Here is a 15,750-nt window from a genome sequence, read left to right as displayed (position 1 = left end):
TGTGCTGTCCCGCGGGCATGTGCGGCAACCTCCACCCGGCCGCCACCACTATGCTGAAGCCCGAACCAGGTCACGCCCCGGGAGATTGAAATTCATGCCAGCACCGCTCGCGCTCGTGGAAACCGACGCCGGATTGCCGCAGGCTGCGGATGCGGTCGTCATCGGCGCCGGCATCGTCGGCGTCTTTGCCGCCTACTACCTGGCCAGGCGCGGCCTGAAGGTGGCGCTCGTCGAGAAGGGCCGTGTCGGTGCCGAGCAGTCGAGCCGCAACTGGGGCTGGTGCCGCCAGCAGAACCGTGACGCGCGCGAGCTTCCGATGGCGACCAGCAGCCTGGACCTCTGGGAGCGTTTCGCCGCCGAGAGCGGCGAGGATACGGGCTTCCGGCGTTGCGGCCTGCTCTATCTGAGCGACGATGAGGAAGAGTTGGCTGGCTGGGCCCGCTGGAGGGACTTTGCCCGCACGGTAGGCGTGACCACCTGCATGCTCGACAGCGCCGAGGCCAGCGAGCGCGGCAAGGCGACCGGCCGCACCTGGAAGGGCGGCGTGTTCTCGCCTTCGGACGGGACCGCCGATCCGGCCAATGCCGCGCCGGCGGTGGCCCGGGCCATTGCGAAGCTGGGCGGCACGGTGCACCAGAGCTGCGCCGCGCGCGGCATCGAGCTGGAAGGCGGCAGGCTTTCGGCAGTCGTGACGGAACATGGCACGATCAGAACGAAGATCGCCGTTCTCGCCGGCGGGGCCTGGGCCTCGTCCTTCTGCCGCCAGCTCGGCATCCGTTTTCCGCAGGCCTCGGTCCGCTCCTCGATCCTGTCGGTCGAGCCGGGCGCGGGCGATCTGCCCGATGCCCTTCACACGGCCCGCGTTTCGGTGACCAGGCGGGGCGACGGCGGTCACACATTGGCCATCAGCGGGCGGGGACGGGTCGATCCCACGGCCCAGAACATGCGCTTCGCCGGTCAGTTCCTGCCGATGTTCATGCGCCGCTGGCGCAGCCTGTCGCCGGGAGGCCTCGAGGGCATCCGCAGCGGCCACGAAAGCCTGGCCGGCTGGCGTCTCGACCGCCCGACGCCGATGGAGCAGATGCGCATCCTCGATCCGGCCGTCGACCGCAGGACGGTCAGGCTGACGCATCAGCGCGCCATCGAGCTTCTCCCTTCGATCGGCGGGCGCCGTATTGCGGCTAGCTGGGCCGGGTACATCGATTCGACCCCCGACGGCGTGCCGGCCATCGGCGAGGTGGCAACCGTTCCGGGCTTCATCCTGGCCGCCGGCTTCAGCGGCCATGGTTTCGGCATCGGTCCCGGCGCCGGTCATCTGATCGCCGACATCGTCACCGCTGCCACCCCGATCGTCGATCCGGAGCCCTACCATCCCAAGCGCTTCCAGGCATCCGCCTGGGGCAAGGTGGCGGACTTCTGATTTCCGATACGCCAGGCTGCCATTGAGAACCACAGGACGTCCGAATGCAGGCACGGCAACTCGAGGTCTTTTGCATGCTGATGCGGAACGGGACGGTGACCGGCGCCGCTGCCATGCTCAACATATCGCAGCCGGCGCTCAGCCAGATCCTGCTGCATGCCGAAGACCAGCTGGGTTTCAAGCTGTTCAACCGGGTGCGCGGCAAGCTGATCCCGACCCGGGAAGCCGAAGAGCTCTATCCGGAATGCGAGCGGATCTTTTCCGAGCTCAGCGCCCTACGCAGACGCACCACGGACATGCGTTTCGGGCGTACCGGGCTGATCCGGGTGGCGGCTTCGGCGCCGCCGGCGATGTCGATCGTGCCCAGGGCGCTGCTCTCGTTTCGCGCGTCCCATCCCGATATCGTCGTGCGCTCGCTGATCGCCCCCTTGGTCAACATCGTCGACATGATCCGCGACGGCGACGCACCGCTCGGCCTCGTTATGAACAACAAGCCCCGTACGGGCATCGATGTGGAGACGCTCGGGCATACCGACCTGGTCTGCATCGTCCCCGAACGACATCCGCTGGCCGAACGGACCCAGATCGCCTTTGCCGACCTCCAGAACGAAACGTTGATATCCTACCGTGCCGGCACCCTGCCCGGCCGACTGCTGGTCGCCGCGGCAGCGGCGGAGAAGCAGATATTCAACCCGGCCATCGAAATCGACATCTCCATCACCGCCCTTCCCTTCGTGCGCGACGGCTTTGGCGTGGCGATCGTCGACGGCCTCCTGCCGTGGCAGCAGTTTCCGGGTCTCGTCCGCCGGCCGCTCCAGCAGAAGATTTCCGTACCGATCGCCTTGCTGACCAGCCGGGACCGCCCGCTGACGGGAAGCCATCTCGCCATGCGCGACGACCTTCGGGCGGCCTGCGTTGCGGTCCTGAATGCGGAGAGTCCGGCGCCGAAGACCGCCTGACGCTGCCCGGTCAGGCATCGCGAACCCAAGCGCCGATCGGCACCGGCCTCACCGGCGCCTGTTCCCGCAGCCGCCCCGCGTCGCAGACATCGATCCCGGCCTTGCCGGCAATCAACTCGGCGCCGGCGAGCTGGCAGTAGCGCCCCTGGCAGCGCCCCATGCCAACACGTGCGAGCGACTTGACCCGGTTGGCTTCGCCGCCGCCATAGGCGACGCTCTCGCGCAACTGGCCGGCCGTAACGCCTTCGCAACGGCAGACGATCGTCTCGTCCGGTACGGCGCGGACGCTTTCGGCGGGCCAGGGAAAGGCGCGTGCCATGGCGCGGGCAAAGCGCTCGCAACGATCCAGCCGGCGCAGATCGGCCGCCACATCCGGCGAGGGCAGGCCCATGTCCGCAAGACACGCCGCCGCCGCAAGCCGCCCCGCGACTTCCGCCCCGTCCGCGCCCAGGATCCGCAACCCGTCGCCGGCCAGATAGAGCCCTTCGCCAGCGCGGCCCATCCGATCGGTGCGCGGCAGCCATTGCGCCCAGTCCCCGTCATAGTCGAACGTGCAGCCCGCCAGGCCGGCAAGCTGGGTTTCGGCGCGCAGGTGCCACCCGAGCCCGACCATGTCGCATTCGGTGAAATGCGGTCTGCCGCGCGCGTCCCGCCAGCGCATGCCGACCGGCCCGCGTCCGTCCGTCTCGATGCCGTCGAGCCTGACGCCGGCGTGATAGAGCCGGCCGAGTTTTGCGCGCATGACAAGGCCGCGCAGAACCAGGCCGGGCCGCACCATCATGCCCGGAAGTCCGGCCATCTGGTCGCCGAGCGAGGAGGTATCGAGGATTGCAGCAATTTCCGCGCCGGCCTTGAGCAACTGGACGGCGACCAGGGTCAGAAGCGGGCCGGATCCCGCCAGGACGATCCGGCGGCCGAGCGCGACACCCTGGGCTTTCAGAGCGATCTGCGTGGCCCCGAGGCTGTAGACGCCGGGCGCCTGCCAGCCGGGAACCGGCGCCAGCCGATCCATGGCACCGGTGGCGAGGATGAGGCGGTCGTAGCTGATGTCCCTGCGGCCGCCGGGGGCCAGCGCCTGCAGGAGATTGCCGGCGATCGCCAGCACCGAGCTCCGTGGGTGGTAGTCGATCTCGCCAGCGGCCACCATACGGTCGAACAGCGTGTGAAGGGTGACAGCCTTGCGGGCTTCCGATCCGTAGAGCGTCTCGGGCGGGCGCGTGAATCCTTCCGGCGGCCTGCGGTAGATCTGGCCTCCGGCCTTCATGCCCTCGTCGATCACCACCGGCCGGATGCCGGCATTCACCAGCGTTTCGGCGGCGCGGATGCCGGCCGGGCCGGCACCGACGATCACAATTCTTTCCGCACCGGGCACCGTCATGGCCAATCCTCCGGCGGCACGGTCCGCAACTGCATGCCCTCGGCGATCAGCGTCGAGCAGGCGCGAAGCCGCCCGCCGTCCTCCTGCCAGAGCCAGCAGTCCTGGCAGGCGCCCATGAGACAGAAACCTGCCCGCCGCTCCGGTCCGAACTCCGACTGCCGGACGGCGGGCGCCGAAACCAGCACCGCGGTCAGCACCGTGTCGCCGGCAAGTGCGGCGCAATCGGTACCGTCCAGCCGGAACCGGACCCGTGGCCTGTCCCGTTCGGCAAGGCGCACCATTCGCCCTGCCTGCCCGGCGGCCTGCGGTCCGGATGTCATTCGGCAGCCTCTCTTCTGGCGATCGCGGGCTCGGGCATCTCCCTGAACCGCGCCCGGACATCCGCGAACGCGGCGGCCACGCCTTCGGCTCCCGCGCGACCCTTCATGCGGCGGAAGATCTCCGTCTTGGTGAAGAAGCGCCAGTGGATGGGCAGTCCCTGCAGAATGTCCGTCAACAGGTCGTAGGCTGCCGGCGTCCATTGGGCCTCGTAGCCCTCGCGCTCGGGACCATAGTGGAAGTGCGCGGAAGATGCCGTGCGGGCCGCCCTGAGTTTCTCGGTTTCCGCCTCGTCCACCGCGCCGTTTCGGACGACGACCCCGTAGTCGCGTTCCGCGGCCTCTGGCGAGACGTAGCCGCGCGCGACGTCCTGCGCCACCCGCCAGGTCTCGCGCTCGAGCGGATTGCCGCGCCCGCCGCCGCCGGCGGAACGGATCTCCAGGACGTCGCCGGGCTGCAGGATCGCGGTGTCGATGTTGCCGAGACGCCGGTAGTCGTCCCCGCCGGCATTGAGAACCATGTCCGACAGGCCGGCAGCCTTGCCGCCCAGCGTGCCCCAGGGGCGGAAGAAGCTGCGGTCGCGGTTGCGGGCGGTGATGCGGCTGCCGGGCGAAAAGACCCGGAAGGCCATTTCGGTGGCAAGGCCGCCGCGCCAGCGTCCGGCGCCGCCGCTGTCCCTGGCGAGCCCGTATTTGACGAACTCGATCGGCACTTCCGTCTCGGTGATCTCGATCGGCGTGTTCTTGAGATAGGCCGCATCGGCGCCGGAGCCGTTGGTTCCATCGCGATGGGGCATGCCGCCGCCGCCGCCGACCACCGGATTGACGGCGGCGATCACGGTGCGGCCGTTCCGTTCGTCCGTGGTCATCACGTTGACGATGCAGTTGTTGCCCGCGGGCGCGGCCGGCAGCTTGTCCGGCACGGCCTGGTTGAAGGCACCGAAGATGACCGAACGCAGGCGGGCGCAGGTCAGCGAACGCATGCCGACGGCCGCCGGCGCGATCGGGTTCAGCACGCTGCCTTTCGGCGTGATGCAGGTGAAGGGCCGCGTCAGCCCGGTGTTCAGGAGGATCTTCGGGTTCAGCGTGTAGAGCACGTAGTAGACGCCGACCAGAAGCATGGTGTGGCGCGGATCACCGCCCGAGGGCACGTTGAGCGAGGAACCGAGCTGCGGGTCCGAACCGGTGAAATCGAGGAGCGCCTCGTCGCCGCGGATCGTCAGCGTCAGCTTCAGGCGGCACGGATTGGCCTCGACGGAATCCTCGTCGGCATAGTCGACGAATTCCCAGGTCCCGTCCGGCATGGAGCGCAGCAGATCGCGCGCCTGCGCTTCGGCATGGTCGAGCAGCACTTCGGTGCCCTCCAGGAAGGCCTCCTTGCCGAATTTCTCGACCATGGCGAGGATCTTCCGTTCCCCCGTGTTCAGGGCGCCGACCAGAGCCTTCATGTCGCCGATGTTGAGATCGGGCTTGCGCACGTTCGTGGTCATGATCTTCAGGATGTCCTCGTCGAAGACACCTTCGTTGACCAGCTTCATCGGCGGGAAGCGGATGCCCTCCTGATGGATCTCGGTCAGGGCCCGCGACAGCGAGGCCGGCACCGCCCCGCCCATGTCGGTGTTGTGGATATGGCCGCCCGTCCAGGCGATGATCTCGCCCTCGAAGAACACCGGCTTCCACAGATGCGTATCCGGCGCATGCGTCGCGACGAAGCAGGAATAGGGATCGTTCGTGAACGCGACATCCCCGGGCCTATAGTCGTCGATCATCTCGATCGCCCGGGAATAGGTCAGCCCCGGATACCACGTCGCACCCAGCCCCATCGGCACGCCGAAGGTCTCGCCCTTGCGGTTGATCAGCATGACCGTGAAGTCTTCCGTCTCCTTGACGAAGGCGGAATGCGCCGTCCGCTGCAGCGTATAGGCCATGTTCTCGGCGGCAGCCCGCGTGTGGTTGGCGAACACCTGAAGGTTCAAAGGATCGAACATGGGCTGTTACTCCGCGAAGGTGAGATGCAGGTTCAGGTGACGGTCGACCTCGACATGCGTGCCGGTCGGGATCGCGAAGGTCGTATCCTCCTGGGCAACGACCGCGGGGCCGGCGAAGGAGCTGCCGGGCCGCAGACGATCGCGCCGATAAAGGCCGATCCATTCGAAGGCCCCACCTGTAAAGACCGGGATCTCGCGCTCGGGCTGCGCCGTCTTGCCGCCTTCGCCGGTGTCGACCGGGAGGTCCAGTGCGGGGCCGGCGCCGATTGCCGAAAGGCGCAGGTTGACGATCTCGATCGCGCCGTCCGGATCGTGGAAGTCGTAGAGCCGGGCGTGCATGGCGTGGAAGGCTTCCTCGATAGCGCCGAACCTGTTCTCGGCGATCCAGGCCGCCTGGATCGGCACCTCGATCTCGAAGCTCTGGCCGACATAGCGCATGTCGGCAGAGACATTCAGCGTCGCAGCCCCGGCATGGCCCTGCCTGGCGAGCCAGCCGCGCCCCTCCGCCGCAAGCGATTCCAGCGCCGCGCGCAGTTGCGGCGCCGCCGCGTCGGAGAGATGGGTGAACACTGTGCGGATGAAGTCGCCGCGCAGGTCGGCCACCAGGCCGCCCAGCGCCGAGACGACACCGGGCCGCGGCGGGCCGATGACCCTCGCCATCTTGAACTCGCGGGCAAGGAACGCTCCGAGCATCGGTCCGCCGCCGCCGAACGGCATCAGCGTGAACTCCCGCAGATCGACGCCGGCCCGCGAGGCCAGCTTCTCGACTTCCACGAACATTTCCGAAATCGCGATATCGAGGATGGCCTGGGCGGCCTCCTCTGCCGTGCGGCCGATCTTTTCCGCCAGCCGCGTCACAGCCGCGCGGGCCAGCCCGACATCGATCTGCAGCTGTCCATAGGCCATCTGGCTGTGGCCGAGCCACCCGCAGACGGCCATGGCGTCGGTGACGGTGGCTTCCATGCCACCGCGCCCGTAGCAGGCAGGTCCCGGTGTCGAGCCCGCCGATTCCGGTCCGACCCTCACGACGCCCTGCGCATCGACGCTGGCGATCGAGCCACCGCCGATGCCGATCGAACTGACGGAGACGGACGGAATGTGCAGGGGGAACTCGCCGATCAGTTCGCCGGTGCCGAACTGCGGCTCGCCGTCGATGATCAGCGCGAAATCGGCCGACGTGCCGCCGATGTCGAGGGTCAGGATATGCTTCTCGCCGGCGCGACGGGCGAGCCAGGCCGCGCCGATCACGCCGGAGGCGGTCCCGGAAAGCAACATCTGGACGCAGGAGCGCTTGCCTTCGTCGGCGTTCATCACGCCGCCGTTCGACTTGGTGAGCAGTGCCGGCGCCGTCACGCCGCGCGAAAGCAGCTTCTCCTCCAGCGCCGCCAGATAGCCGGACACGCGCGGGTGCACGTATCCGTTCAGAATGGCCGTGGTGGTCCGCTCGTATTCGCGGATGACCGGCCAGACTTCGCAGGAGGTGAAGACAAAGAGTTCGGGAGCGATGCGGGCGATCTCCTCTTTGACCGCCGCCTCATGGGCGTCGTTGCGCCAGGAATGCAGGAACGAGACGACGATGCCGGCAGCGGCGCCGGCCTTCGCCCTGGCGACGGCCGTGGCGACCGCGTCCAGATCCGGTGGCTCCACCTCGCTGCCGTCCGCCCGCAGGCGGGCGGGAATGCCGAAGACCATGTCGCGCGCGATCAGCTGCTCCGGCCGGGAGCAGAAGAGCGAGTAGACGTCGGGCATTCTCAGACGCGCCAGCTCGATCACATCCTCGAAGCCCGCATTGGTCAGCAGCGCGAGCGTCACGCCACGCCGCTGGATGACGGTGTTGATGCCGACGGTGGTGCCGTGGACGAAGCGGGTGATGGTTGCGGGGTCGAGACCCTCCCTCTCGCCGAGCAGGGTGAGGCCCGTCATCAGCTCGGCGCCCGGATCATCGGGGGTCGTCAGAACCTTCAAGGAGGCGACGCGACCCGAACGGGTCTCCAGCGCGCAGAAATCGATGAACGTTCCGCCGATATCGACGCCGATCTTCCAGTCCTGTTGGACGAGTTCGCTCGCGGCGGACGCTGACATGCTGACCATTCCGGTTCCCTTTCTCCGTGATGCCGCAAGGCTGGCACGAATGGCGCGGCAGGGTCCAAGATCGAAACGGGCAGGAGCCATAAGGTCGACTTATGCCGGGTCCCGGCCACCCCATAGGCCTGACTTATGGAGAAGGCAAAACCTCGACTTTGACTTGGTCCTGCCAGATCGCGCAGGCTGGAAATCCATTCAGAAGCGCGGGGAACAGATGGACGCGATCGTTCTGGGCGGCGGCCTGATGGGGGCCGCGTCCGCATATTTTCTCGCCCGGCGCGGCGTGCGGGTGACACTCCTGGAACGCAATCGGGTCGGCAGCGGGGCGACGGTCGCATCCTTCGGGAACATCCGTCGCAGCGGCCGCTATATCCCCCAGCTCGGTCTGGCCCGCCGTTCGCTGGCGCTGTGGGGAGAGGCCGCGAGGATGCTGGGCCGGGACGTGGAGTTTCGTGCCACCGGCCACCTGCGGCTGATCTTCAGCCAGGCCGGCCTTGACGAGATGCGCGCCTTCGCCGAGGCGGCCAGGCCGTGGGACGTCGATCTCGAGGAGCTGGGGCCGGCCGAGATCCGCAGCCGCTTTCCGGGCCTCGGCCCGAAGGCGATCGCGGCATCCTTTTCCCCGAAGGACGGGAGCGGCAATCCCCGACTGATCGCGCCGGCCTTCGCCGAGGCGGCGAGGCGTCTGGGGGCGGAGATCGTCGAGGACGCGGAGGTGACGGCGATCGGGACGTCCGCCTCCGGCTTCAGGATCGAGACCTCCAGGGGAGCCTACGCCGCGGAGACGATGCTCAACACGGCGGGCGCCTGGGGCGCGCGCATCGCCGCCCGGTTCGGCGAGACCGTCCCGATCGTCGCCAAAGGCCCGCAGATGGGCGTGACGGAACCGCTTCCCCATCGCATCCTGCCGGTCGTCGGGGTGTGGGCGCACGACCATGGCGGCGGCTACCTGCGCCAGGTCGAGCGCGGCAACATCGTCTTCGGCGGCGGGGCGGAAAGGACCGATGTGTCGCTGGACAGCGGACATGCCAAGGCGGATCCGGCGCGTCTTCCCGGACAACTGCGGGCCCTGCTGCCGATCCTGCCGGCGCTCGCCAATGTCGCCGTGATCCGCACCTGGTCCGGCTGCGAGGGCTATGTCGGCGACGGCCTCCCGGTGATGGGGCCTTCCGCCACGACGCCGGGTCTGTTCCATGCCTTCGGCTTCTGCGGCCACGGCTTCCAGCTTGGCCCCGGCGTCGGCGACGTCATGGCGGAGGTGATGACCACCGGCGCTACCGATGTCTTTCTCCACGATTTCAGGATCGATCGATTTTGAAGCAATCCCGCCGGCCTGCCGCGGGATGAAGCGAGGTCCGGGTTGACCGCTTTCGATGGCGAAGCGAAACTGGTCCGTGGCAAGGGAGGAGAAAGCACGATGGACGAACCAGCCCGGTGGCGCCACATGGCAAGTGCGCCGAAAGACGGTAGCCGGATCCTGGTCACTGTTCGCTCGTCCGAACAGGGGCCGGCGGAAGTCGATGTCGCCTACTGGTCGCATGGCGATCGGTTCGGCGCCGAAGGCTGGCGCGCCTCCGACTCCTCCCCCGGCCGCATCATCGCCTATGCCGAGCCGGAGCTGAAGTGCTGGATGCCGATGCCCTCGGCGAACCTCGACCGCGCCTCCGCGCCCTCCCCATGGGAAGGCGACGATGCCCAACAGCTCGACGGATCAGGGATCTGACGAAACCGCTCCGCCGCGTGGCAAGGGCACGGCAGCCGGCGGGAAATCCAGCAGCGAAGGCGAGGATCGCTCGATCGAAGTCGATTGGGTCCACCGTCAACCGTCGCGCATGATCAGGGTGATGCTACTGTCACGGTCAGGCACGGCGAATCATGTCTGCCGCCTTTTCCGCGATCATGACGACGGGCGACGCCGTGTTGCCGGAGACGATGCGGGGCATGATGGAGGCATCGACGATCCGCAGTCCATCGAGGCCGACGAACCGGAGCGAGGGATCGACGACCGCCTCGGCATCCGACCCCATGCGGCAGGTGCCGACGGGGTGAAAGATCGTGGTGGCGATGTCTCCGGCGCGGCGGATCAGCGCTTCATCGTCCTGATGTTCGATCCCGGGAAGCATCTCCTCCGGGCGATAGCGCTGCAGCGCCCGCGCCGTCATGATGCTGCGGGCCTGTTTCATCGCCGCGACGGCCACCCGCCGGTCGTGATCGGTGGCGAGATAGTTCGGCCGGATCTCCGGCTGGGTCGCCGCATCCGTACCGGTGATGTGGCATGTCCCGACACTGGTCGGCCTGAGCTGGCAGACCGACATGGTGATGGCCGGGAAGGGATGAAGCGGCTCGCCCAGCCGGTTGGTCGACAGCGGCTGCACATGGTATTCGATGTCGGGCGTCTTCTCGGCCGGCCCCGAGCGTGTGAACATGCCGAACTGGCTCGGCGCCATCGACATCGCTCCCGAGCGCCGCACCGCATATTCGGCGGCAATCCTCATCTTGCCGGCAAGGCTGTTGGCGAGCTGGTTCAGCGTCAGAGTATTGGCGACCTTGTAGACGGTACGGATCTGCAGATGGTCCTGCAGGTTTTCTCCGACCGCCGGCCGGTCGACGGCCACTGCGATGCCAAGACGCGTGAGCAGGTCCGCATTGCCGATACCGGAAAGCTCGAGCAGTTTCGGCGAATTGATCGCGCCGGCCGCCAGGAGGACTTCGGCTGCGGCTTCGGCCGCAAATTCCCCGCCGGGCGTGCTGAAACGCACGCCGGTGACGCGCTTGTCCCTGATCGTCAGCCGCTGCACGAGCGCGTGCTTGATCAGTCGCAGGTTCTTCCGTTTCAGCGCGCCCTTCAAGAAGCCGCGGGCGGCGCTCCAGCGCAGGCCCCTGTGCTGGTTCACCTCGAAGAAACCGGAGCCCTCGTTGTTGCCGTCGTTGAAATCGGCGCGCGGTTCGATGCCGAATTCGCGGGCGCCTTGCTGCACCGCTTCCAGGATTTCCCAGCGCAGGCGCTGGCGGCTCACCTTCCATTCGCCGCCCGATCCATGGAAGGCGTTCGCGCCCCCGTGGTGATCCTCGGATTTCAGGAAATAGGGGAGCACGTCAGACCAGCCCCAGCCCTGGTTGCCCAGATCGCGCCAGCCGTCATAATCGCCGGCCTGGCCGCGCATGTAGATCATGCCGTTGATCGAGGAGCAGCCGCCCAGGAGCTTGCCGCGCGGATAGGCGAGACTGCGTCCATTCAGCCCCGGCTCGGCCGCCGTCGTCATCATCCAGTCCGTGCGCGGATTGCCGATGCAATAGAGATATCCGACCGGAATATGGACCCAGTGATAGAGATCGGAACCGCCGGCCTCGAGCAGCAGCACCTTGACCCTCGGGTCTTCGGTCAGCCGTGCCGCCAGCACGCAGCCGGCCGTTCCCGCCCCGACGATGATGTAGTCGTAGACGCCATCAAGCCTGGTCGCCTGAGACATGTCTTGTCCTTTCGTCGATCCATCGGATTGCCGATGCTTCAGGGAGGGAGGGTCAGGATTTCAGCGCCGACCAGAAGCCGCGCATCCGATCCGTCAACGCGCCATAGAGGCCGTAGCGCCGCTCATAGTGCTGGCGAAGCGCCTGATCCGGCTGGTGGTTTCGCGCCATGCGGGTCATGGCCGATACCGCCGTTTCAAGGTCGGGATGGAGGCCGACGGCCACGGCCGCGCCGATCGCCGCGCCCAGTGCGCCCGTCTCGCGCGCCTCGGCGACCCCGATCGGCAGGCCGAGCACGTCGGCCATGATCTGCGGCCAGTGCGGGCTGCGCGCCCCGCCGCCGGACATGACGGCGGCATCGACCTGAAGGCCCGCCGCCCGCAGCACGTCGATATGGCGGCGATGCTCGAAACAGACGCCTTCGAACAATGCCCGGAGCACGTGCCCCTCGCCGTGCCAGCCGGCCAGCCCGTAGAAGCCGCCGCGAAACTCCGCCCCCAGGCGGGACCCGAAGATGAAAGGATGGTAGAAGGGATCGTCGGCTGCGGGCGATACCGCTGCGACCGCTTCGTTGCACCGCTCGAAGGCCTGTTCGCCATGGCTACCGCGCAGCCGGTGGACGTACCATTCCAGATTGGCCGCCGATGTCGCGCTGGATTCGATGTTGACGTAGCGATCCCTGCCGAAGGTCGCCACCATGAACACGTCGGGGCTTTGCACCGGCGCCGCGGCGAAGACCTGGTTGATGCTCCAGGTGCCCGCGATGACGGATGCCTCGCCCGGTCGCACCACGCCCGAACCCATGGCGCTGGACACGACGTCGAAAAAGCCGCCGATGACCGGCGTTCCCTCGGCGAGCCCGGTCAGGTGGGCCGCTTCGCGTGTGACCCGGCCGACGATCTCGCAGGAATCGACCGGCCTGGCAAAGAGCGACAGCGCGTCCCCGAGCCCATAGAGATCGAGCAGGCCCCGGTCCAGCGTGCCCCCGGGCATGTTGAGCAGACCTGCGCCGCTGAGATCGGAAATGTCGCTGGCGCGTTCACCGGTCAGCCGGAAGTTGACGTAGTCCTTGGAGAACAGCACCGCGCCTGTGGCGGCATAGATCTCGGGCGCATGTCGCTTCACCCACGCCAGCAGGCTCGGCGTCTGGGCGGGCCACGGCCGTTGCAGGCATCTTCGCTGCAATTCACCGCCATTGGCCGCGTCGATCTCCCGGGCGATGGCCGCGGCACGGTCATCGAGCGACTGGATGCCGAGAAGCGGTTCATGGGCCCGATCCAGCAGGTAGAGCCCGTTACCATGGCCGGCGCAGCCGATACCGGCGATGGAACCGGCATCGACACCTGAACGGGACAGCAGTTCGCGGATCGCCGCGCAACAATTGCGCCAGAGTTCGCCGAGATCGCGTTCCACCTGGCCCGGCGCCGGATAGCTCGATTTGCCGTCGATGGCGTGATGGGCGACCTGCCGCCCGGTCTCGTCGAAAAGGACCGCCTTGATGACGGTATTGCCGGCGTCTAGACCCAGAAGATAGATTGCGTCAGCCACGATTGTAGATATCCCACGCTTCGTCGCCGCCCGCGCCGTGATGGATGATCGCCATCAGCGCCGATACCACGGCCTTCGGATTGTCATGCTGATAGATGTTGCGGCCGTAGACCATGCCGTTTGCGCCCTGCTTCATCAAGGCAGCCGATTTTCCCAGCACGGTGCGCAAATTCTCCTTGCCGCCGCCGCGCACCAGGACCGGGCAGCGCGCCGCCTCGATCACCCGGTGGAAATCCTCCGGATCGGTGGTCGGGTCGGCCTTGATGATGTCGGCGCCCATTTCCGAGGCGAGCCGCACCAGGGTGACGATCTTCTCGGTGTCGCCATCCACCTGATAGCCGCCCCGGACGTCGTTCGGCAGCATGACCAGCGGCTCGATCATCAGCGGCATGCCGTAGCGGTGGCAATCCGCTCTGACCCGGCTGATATTCTCGACGCATTGGCGGAACAGTTCCGGCTCGTCCGGCAGCATGAACAGGTTCACCACCACGCAAGCGGCGTCCATTTCCAGCGCGCCGATCAGCGGCTCGTCATGGTTCTGCAACTGCGACCACATCACGCGATGGCGCGTGGAATTGTAGGGGTTCCCCATGTCGATGCGCATGACCAGCGCCGGCTTGTCTCGCGCCGGACGTTGTTGCAGCAGGTCCGCCTGTCCATAGGCCATCTGGATGGCGTCAGGGCCGGCATCAACCAGCCGATCCACGATCGCGGCCATGTTTTCCAGTCCCACAAGAAAGCTGGGCTCGTTGCAGACGCCGTGATCGACGGCAACGTCAAGGCAGCCGCCGCTCCGAAAGAGACGGTTCATCCGTGCTTTGGGGGAAATACGCATCATCTGGGTGTTCCTTGCATCTGTTTTCGAGAGTTGTCCGCGAGACGCCGTGCATGGCGTCGAGTTCATCGATGAGGTGGGCCTGCTCTGCCGCCGCCTGCTGCTCGCTCCAGCCGAGTTCGCGCGCGGCGATCCGGGCGAGCGCGCCAATCAGGTCGAGGCTGATCGCGCCGGTGATGGCGAGATCGGTGCGACGGAGCACGAGATCGCCGAGATGGCGCACATGTTCGCTACGGATCAGCCAGGCGATCTCGGCTTCGGTCATGGCAAGTCCGGCAAGCAATGGCCGGTCGTCGGGATAGGACGAGCAGAAATCCAAGAGATCGAAGGCCCGCGAGCCATAGGTCTCGGCCAGGTGCCGGGCGCGGTTCGCGTCGATCGGGGCCCGTTGCCGCAATTGTTCGGCCAGCCGTCCGCTTGAGCCCGGGAAATCGCGGCCACCGCCAATGGCCCGCGTCAGCGTGCCCGTCGTCCGCCTGCGCCCGAGATGCGCCAGAACATCGTCGGCCGTCTGCTCCGCAAAGGCGCGAAACGTCGTCCATTTTCCGCCGACCATGCAGAATTGCGGCGGATCGCCCTCGATGCGATGGACGAAATGGCTGCGCGAGATGCGCCCGGTGAACGCGGCATCGCTGCGCGGCAGCGGGCGAATGCCGCTGAAGCTGAACACGATATCCGAGGCATCGATAGGAATGCCGGGAAACACAGAGCGGATCGCTTCGAGGATATAGTCCCGCTCCTCCGGCCCGCACCGCACCCGCTCCGGTCGCTCCACCTTGATATCGGTGGATCCGGCAAGCACCCGGCCAAGATAGGGAAACAGGATACAGACCCGGTTGTCTCTGTTTTCGAAGAAGATCATATGACCGTTCAGGGCTTTGTAGAGTTCCGGACTGTCGAGGATCAGGTGTGATCCCTTGGTGCCGGAGACGATGGGCTGCCCCTCCGTGCCGGTCCTGCCGAGCGTGCGGGCCGTGACATCGATAAAGGCGCCTGTGGCGTTGACGATGGCCCGGGGCCTGATCGGGAGCGTGCCGTCCATGCCTTCCACGACGAGGTGATAGCCGTCGCCGCCGTGCCGCATCTCGGCATAGTTGAGCGCGATGGCCTTGGGTGCATCGCGCGCGGTGTCCACGATCAGTTCCACGGCCAGCCGCTCCGGCTGGCGGATCCAGGCATCGTGGTAGGTCGCCGAACAACGCAAGGCCGGGGTCAGCCGGGGCCATTTTTGAAGCGTCTTCTTCCGGCTGCGGAATTCATGGCGCGGCAACCGGCGCCGTTTGCGCGTGACCAGGTCATAGAGCGCGAGCCCGATCTTGATCGCGACAGCACCCCGGCTTGTCGGCGGGCCGCTCGACCCGGCAAAGGCGGCGGCCGCGTTGAACAGGCCGCTGAAAAAAGACATGATCGGGATGGTCGTCGGCAGGGGATGCACCATGTGTGGCGCCAGCGCCAGCAGCGCATCCCTTTCCCGCAAGGATTCCGCGACCAGGCCGAACTCGCCGTTTTCCAGATAGCGCAAGCCGCCATGGATCATCCGCGAGGGAGCCGCGCTGCAGCCGGAGGCGAAGTCGCCGCGCTCCACCAGAAGAACGCGCAGCCCCTGGAGCGCCAGGTCGCGATAGGTGGCGATCCCGTTGATACCGCCGCCCACGACCACGGCATCGAAGTCACCGTCCTGCCGGATCCGTCTGACGGCATCGTTGCGAAATGCGGGCATAGCTGTCCCATTCACCGGTTTGCCGCCGGTGT

Annotated in this window: 12 protein-coding genes; 4 read left to right on the top strand and 8 right to left on the bottom strand. The window is 67.2% G+C overall.

Annotated features, from left to right (window positions below):
* Nucleotides 1-94: 94 nt before the first annotated feature.
* Both P0086_RS09630 and P0086_RS09625 read left to right on the top strand, forming a co-directional pair.
* Nucleotides 95-1,420, top strand: a complete 1,326-nt coding sequence (locus tag P0086_RS09630; protein ID WP_275784964.1) for an FAD-binding oxidoreductase — start codon at nt 95-97, stop codon at nt 1,418-1,420.
* A 44-nt stretch (nt 1,421-1,464) separates the two neighbouring features.
* Nucleotides 1,465-2,379: a LysR family transcriptional regulator gene (locus P0086_RS09625; RefSeq protein ID WP_275784963.1), complete on the top strand. Its 915-nt coding sequence runs from the start codon at nt 1,465-1,467 to the stop codon at nt 2,377-2,379.
* A gap of 10 nt (nt 2,380-2,389) precedes the next feature.
* On the opposite strand, the gene P0086_RS09620 is transcribed toward P0086_RS09625, so the two are convergent.
* The 4 genes from P0086_RS09620 to P0086_RS09605 are packed head-to-tail and all read right to left on the bottom strand — an operon-like array spanning nt 2,390 to nt 8,144.
* The gene (locus P0086_RS09620) at nt 2,390-3,757 is read right to left on the bottom strand and encodes an FAD/NAD(P)-binding oxidoreductase (RefSeq protein WP_275784962.1); all 1,368 of its coding nucleotides are present in this window, start codon (nt 3,755-3,757) and stop codon (nt 2,390-2,392) included.
* Nucleotides 3,754-4,077 carry a (2Fe-2S)-binding protein gene (locus P0086_RS09615; RefSeq protein WP_275784961.1) on the bottom strand — a complete coding sequence of 108 codons (324 nt, stop codon included), beginning with the start codon at nt 4,075-4,077 and terminating at the stop codon, nt 3,754-3,756. Before P0086_RS09615 ends, P0086_RS09620 begins: the two co-directional genes overlap by 4 nt.
* Entirely contained in the window at nt 4,074-6,062 is a 1,989-nt protein-coding gene (locus P0086_RS09610) for a hydantoinase B/oxoprolinase family protein (RefSeq protein WP_275784959.1), read from the bottom strand. Before P0086_RS09610 ends, P0086_RS09615 begins: the two co-directional genes overlap by 4 nt.
* A gap of 6 nt (nt 6,063-6,068) precedes the next feature.
* Nucleotides 6,069-8,144, bottom strand: a complete 2,076-nt coding sequence (locus P0086_RS09605) for a hydantoinase/oxoprolinase family protein (protein ID WP_275784958.1) — start codon at nt 8,142-8,144, stop codon at nt 6,069-6,071.
* Between the two features lie 217 nt (nt 8,145-8,361).
* Here P0086_RS09605 and P0086_RS09600 point away from each other — a divergent pair, with 217 nt between their 5' ends.
* Nucleotides 8,362-9,465: an FAD-binding oxidoreductase gene (locus P0086_RS09600; RefSeq protein ID WP_275784957.1), complete on the top strand. Its 1,104-nt coding sequence runs from the start codon at nt 8,362-8,364 to the stop codon at nt 9,463-9,465.
* Nucleotides 9,466-9,564: 99 nt separating this feature from the next.
* Nucleotides 9,565-9,870: a hypothetical protein gene (locus P0086_RS09595; RefSeq protein ID WP_112597132.1), complete on the top strand. Its 306-nt coding sequence runs from the start codon at nt 9,565-9,567 to the stop codon at nt 9,868-9,870.
* 136 nt (nt 9,871-10,006) lie between these two features.
* Here P0086_RS09595 and P0086_RS09590 read toward each other — a convergent pair whose 3' ends face one another.
* The 4 genes from P0086_RS09590 to P0086_RS09575 are packed head-to-tail and all read right to left on the bottom strand — an operon-like array spanning nt 10,007 to nt 15,718.
* Complete coding sequence (locus P0086_RS09590) at nt 10,007-11,617, bottom strand: GMC family oxidoreductase N-terminal domain-containing protein (protein WP_275784955.1); 1,611 nt, start codon at nt 11,615-11,617, stop codon at nt 10,007-10,009.
* Between the two features lie 52 nt (nt 11,618-11,669).
* On the bottom strand, nt 11,670-13,163 hold the full coding sequence (locus P0086_RS09585; RefSeq protein WP_275784953.1) for an FGGY-family carbohydrate kinase: 1,494 nt from the start codon (nt 13,161-13,163) through the stop codon (nt 11,670-11,672).
* Entirely contained in the window at nt 13,156-13,998 is an 843-nt protein-coding gene (locus P0086_RS09580; RefSeq protein ID WP_275785268.1) for a class I fructose-bisphosphate aldolase, read from the bottom strand. Before P0086_RS09580 ends, P0086_RS09585 begins: the two co-directional genes overlap by 8 nt.
* Nucleotides 13,940-15,718 carry a glycerol-3-phosphate dehydrogenase/oxidase gene (locus P0086_RS09575; RefSeq protein ID WP_275784951.1) on the bottom strand — a complete coding sequence of 593 codons (1,779 nt, stop codon included), beginning with the start codon at nt 15,716-15,718 and terminating at the stop codon, nt 13,940-13,942. Before P0086_RS09575 ends, P0086_RS09580 begins: the two co-directional genes overlap by 59 nt.
* Nucleotides 15,719-15,750: the final 32 nt, after the last annotated feature.

The organism is Mycoplana sp. MJR14 (assembly GCF_029210525.1).
In the GTDB taxonomy this organism is placed as follows: domain Bacteria; phylum Pseudomonadota; class Alphaproteobacteria; order Rhizobiales; family Rhizobiaceae; genus Mycoplana.
Note: the sequence above shows the minus strand (reverse complement) of the source record. Positions and strands in the feature narration are given on the sequence as shown.

Bases quoted from the DNA above. Each gene is read 5' to 3' on its own strand.
- P0086_RS09600 (WP_275784957.1), top strand. From the start codon at position 8,362: ATGGACGCGATCGTTCTGGGCGGCGGCCTGATGGGGGCCGCGTCCGCA.
- P0086_RS09595 (WP_112597132.1), top strand. From the start codon at position 9,565: ATGGACGAACCAGCCCGGTGGCGCCACATGGCAAGTGCGCCGAAAGAC.
- P0086_RS09605 (WP_275784958.1), bottom strand. From the start codon at position 8,144: ATGTCAGCGTCCGCCGCGAGCGAACTCGTCCAACAGGACTGGAAGATC.
- P0086_RS09625 (WP_275784963.1), top strand. From the start codon at position 1,465: ATGCAGGCACGGCAACTCGAGGTCTTTTGCATGCTGATGCGGAACGGG.
- P0086_RS09630 (WP_275784964.1), top strand. From the start codon at position 95: ATGCCAGCACCGCTCGCGCTCGTGGAAACCGACGCCGGATTGCCGCAG.
- P0086_RS09575 (WP_275784951.1), bottom strand. From the start codon at position 15,718: ATGCCCGCATTTCGCAACGATGCCGTCAGACGGATCCGGCAGGACGGT.
- P0086_RS09590 (WP_275784955.1), bottom strand. From the start codon at position 11,617: ATGTCTCAGGCGACCAGGCTTGATGGCGTCTACGACTACATCATCGTC.
- P0086_RS09620 (WP_275784962.1), bottom strand. From the start codon at position 3,757: ATGACGGTGCCCGGTGCGGAAAGAATTGTGATCGTCGGTGCCGGCCCG.
- P0086_RS09615 (WP_275784961.1), bottom strand. From the start codon at position 4,077: ATGACATCCGGACCGCAGGCCGCCGGGCAGGCAGGGCGAATGGTGCGC.
- P0086_RS09580 (WP_275785268.1), bottom strand. From the start codon at position 13,998: ATGCGTATTTCCCCCAAAGCACGGATGAACCGTCTCTTTCGGAGCGGC.
- P0086_RS09610 (WP_275784959.1), bottom strand. From the start codon at position 6,062: ATGTTCGATCCTTTGAACCTTCAGGTGTTCGCCAACCACACGCGGGCT.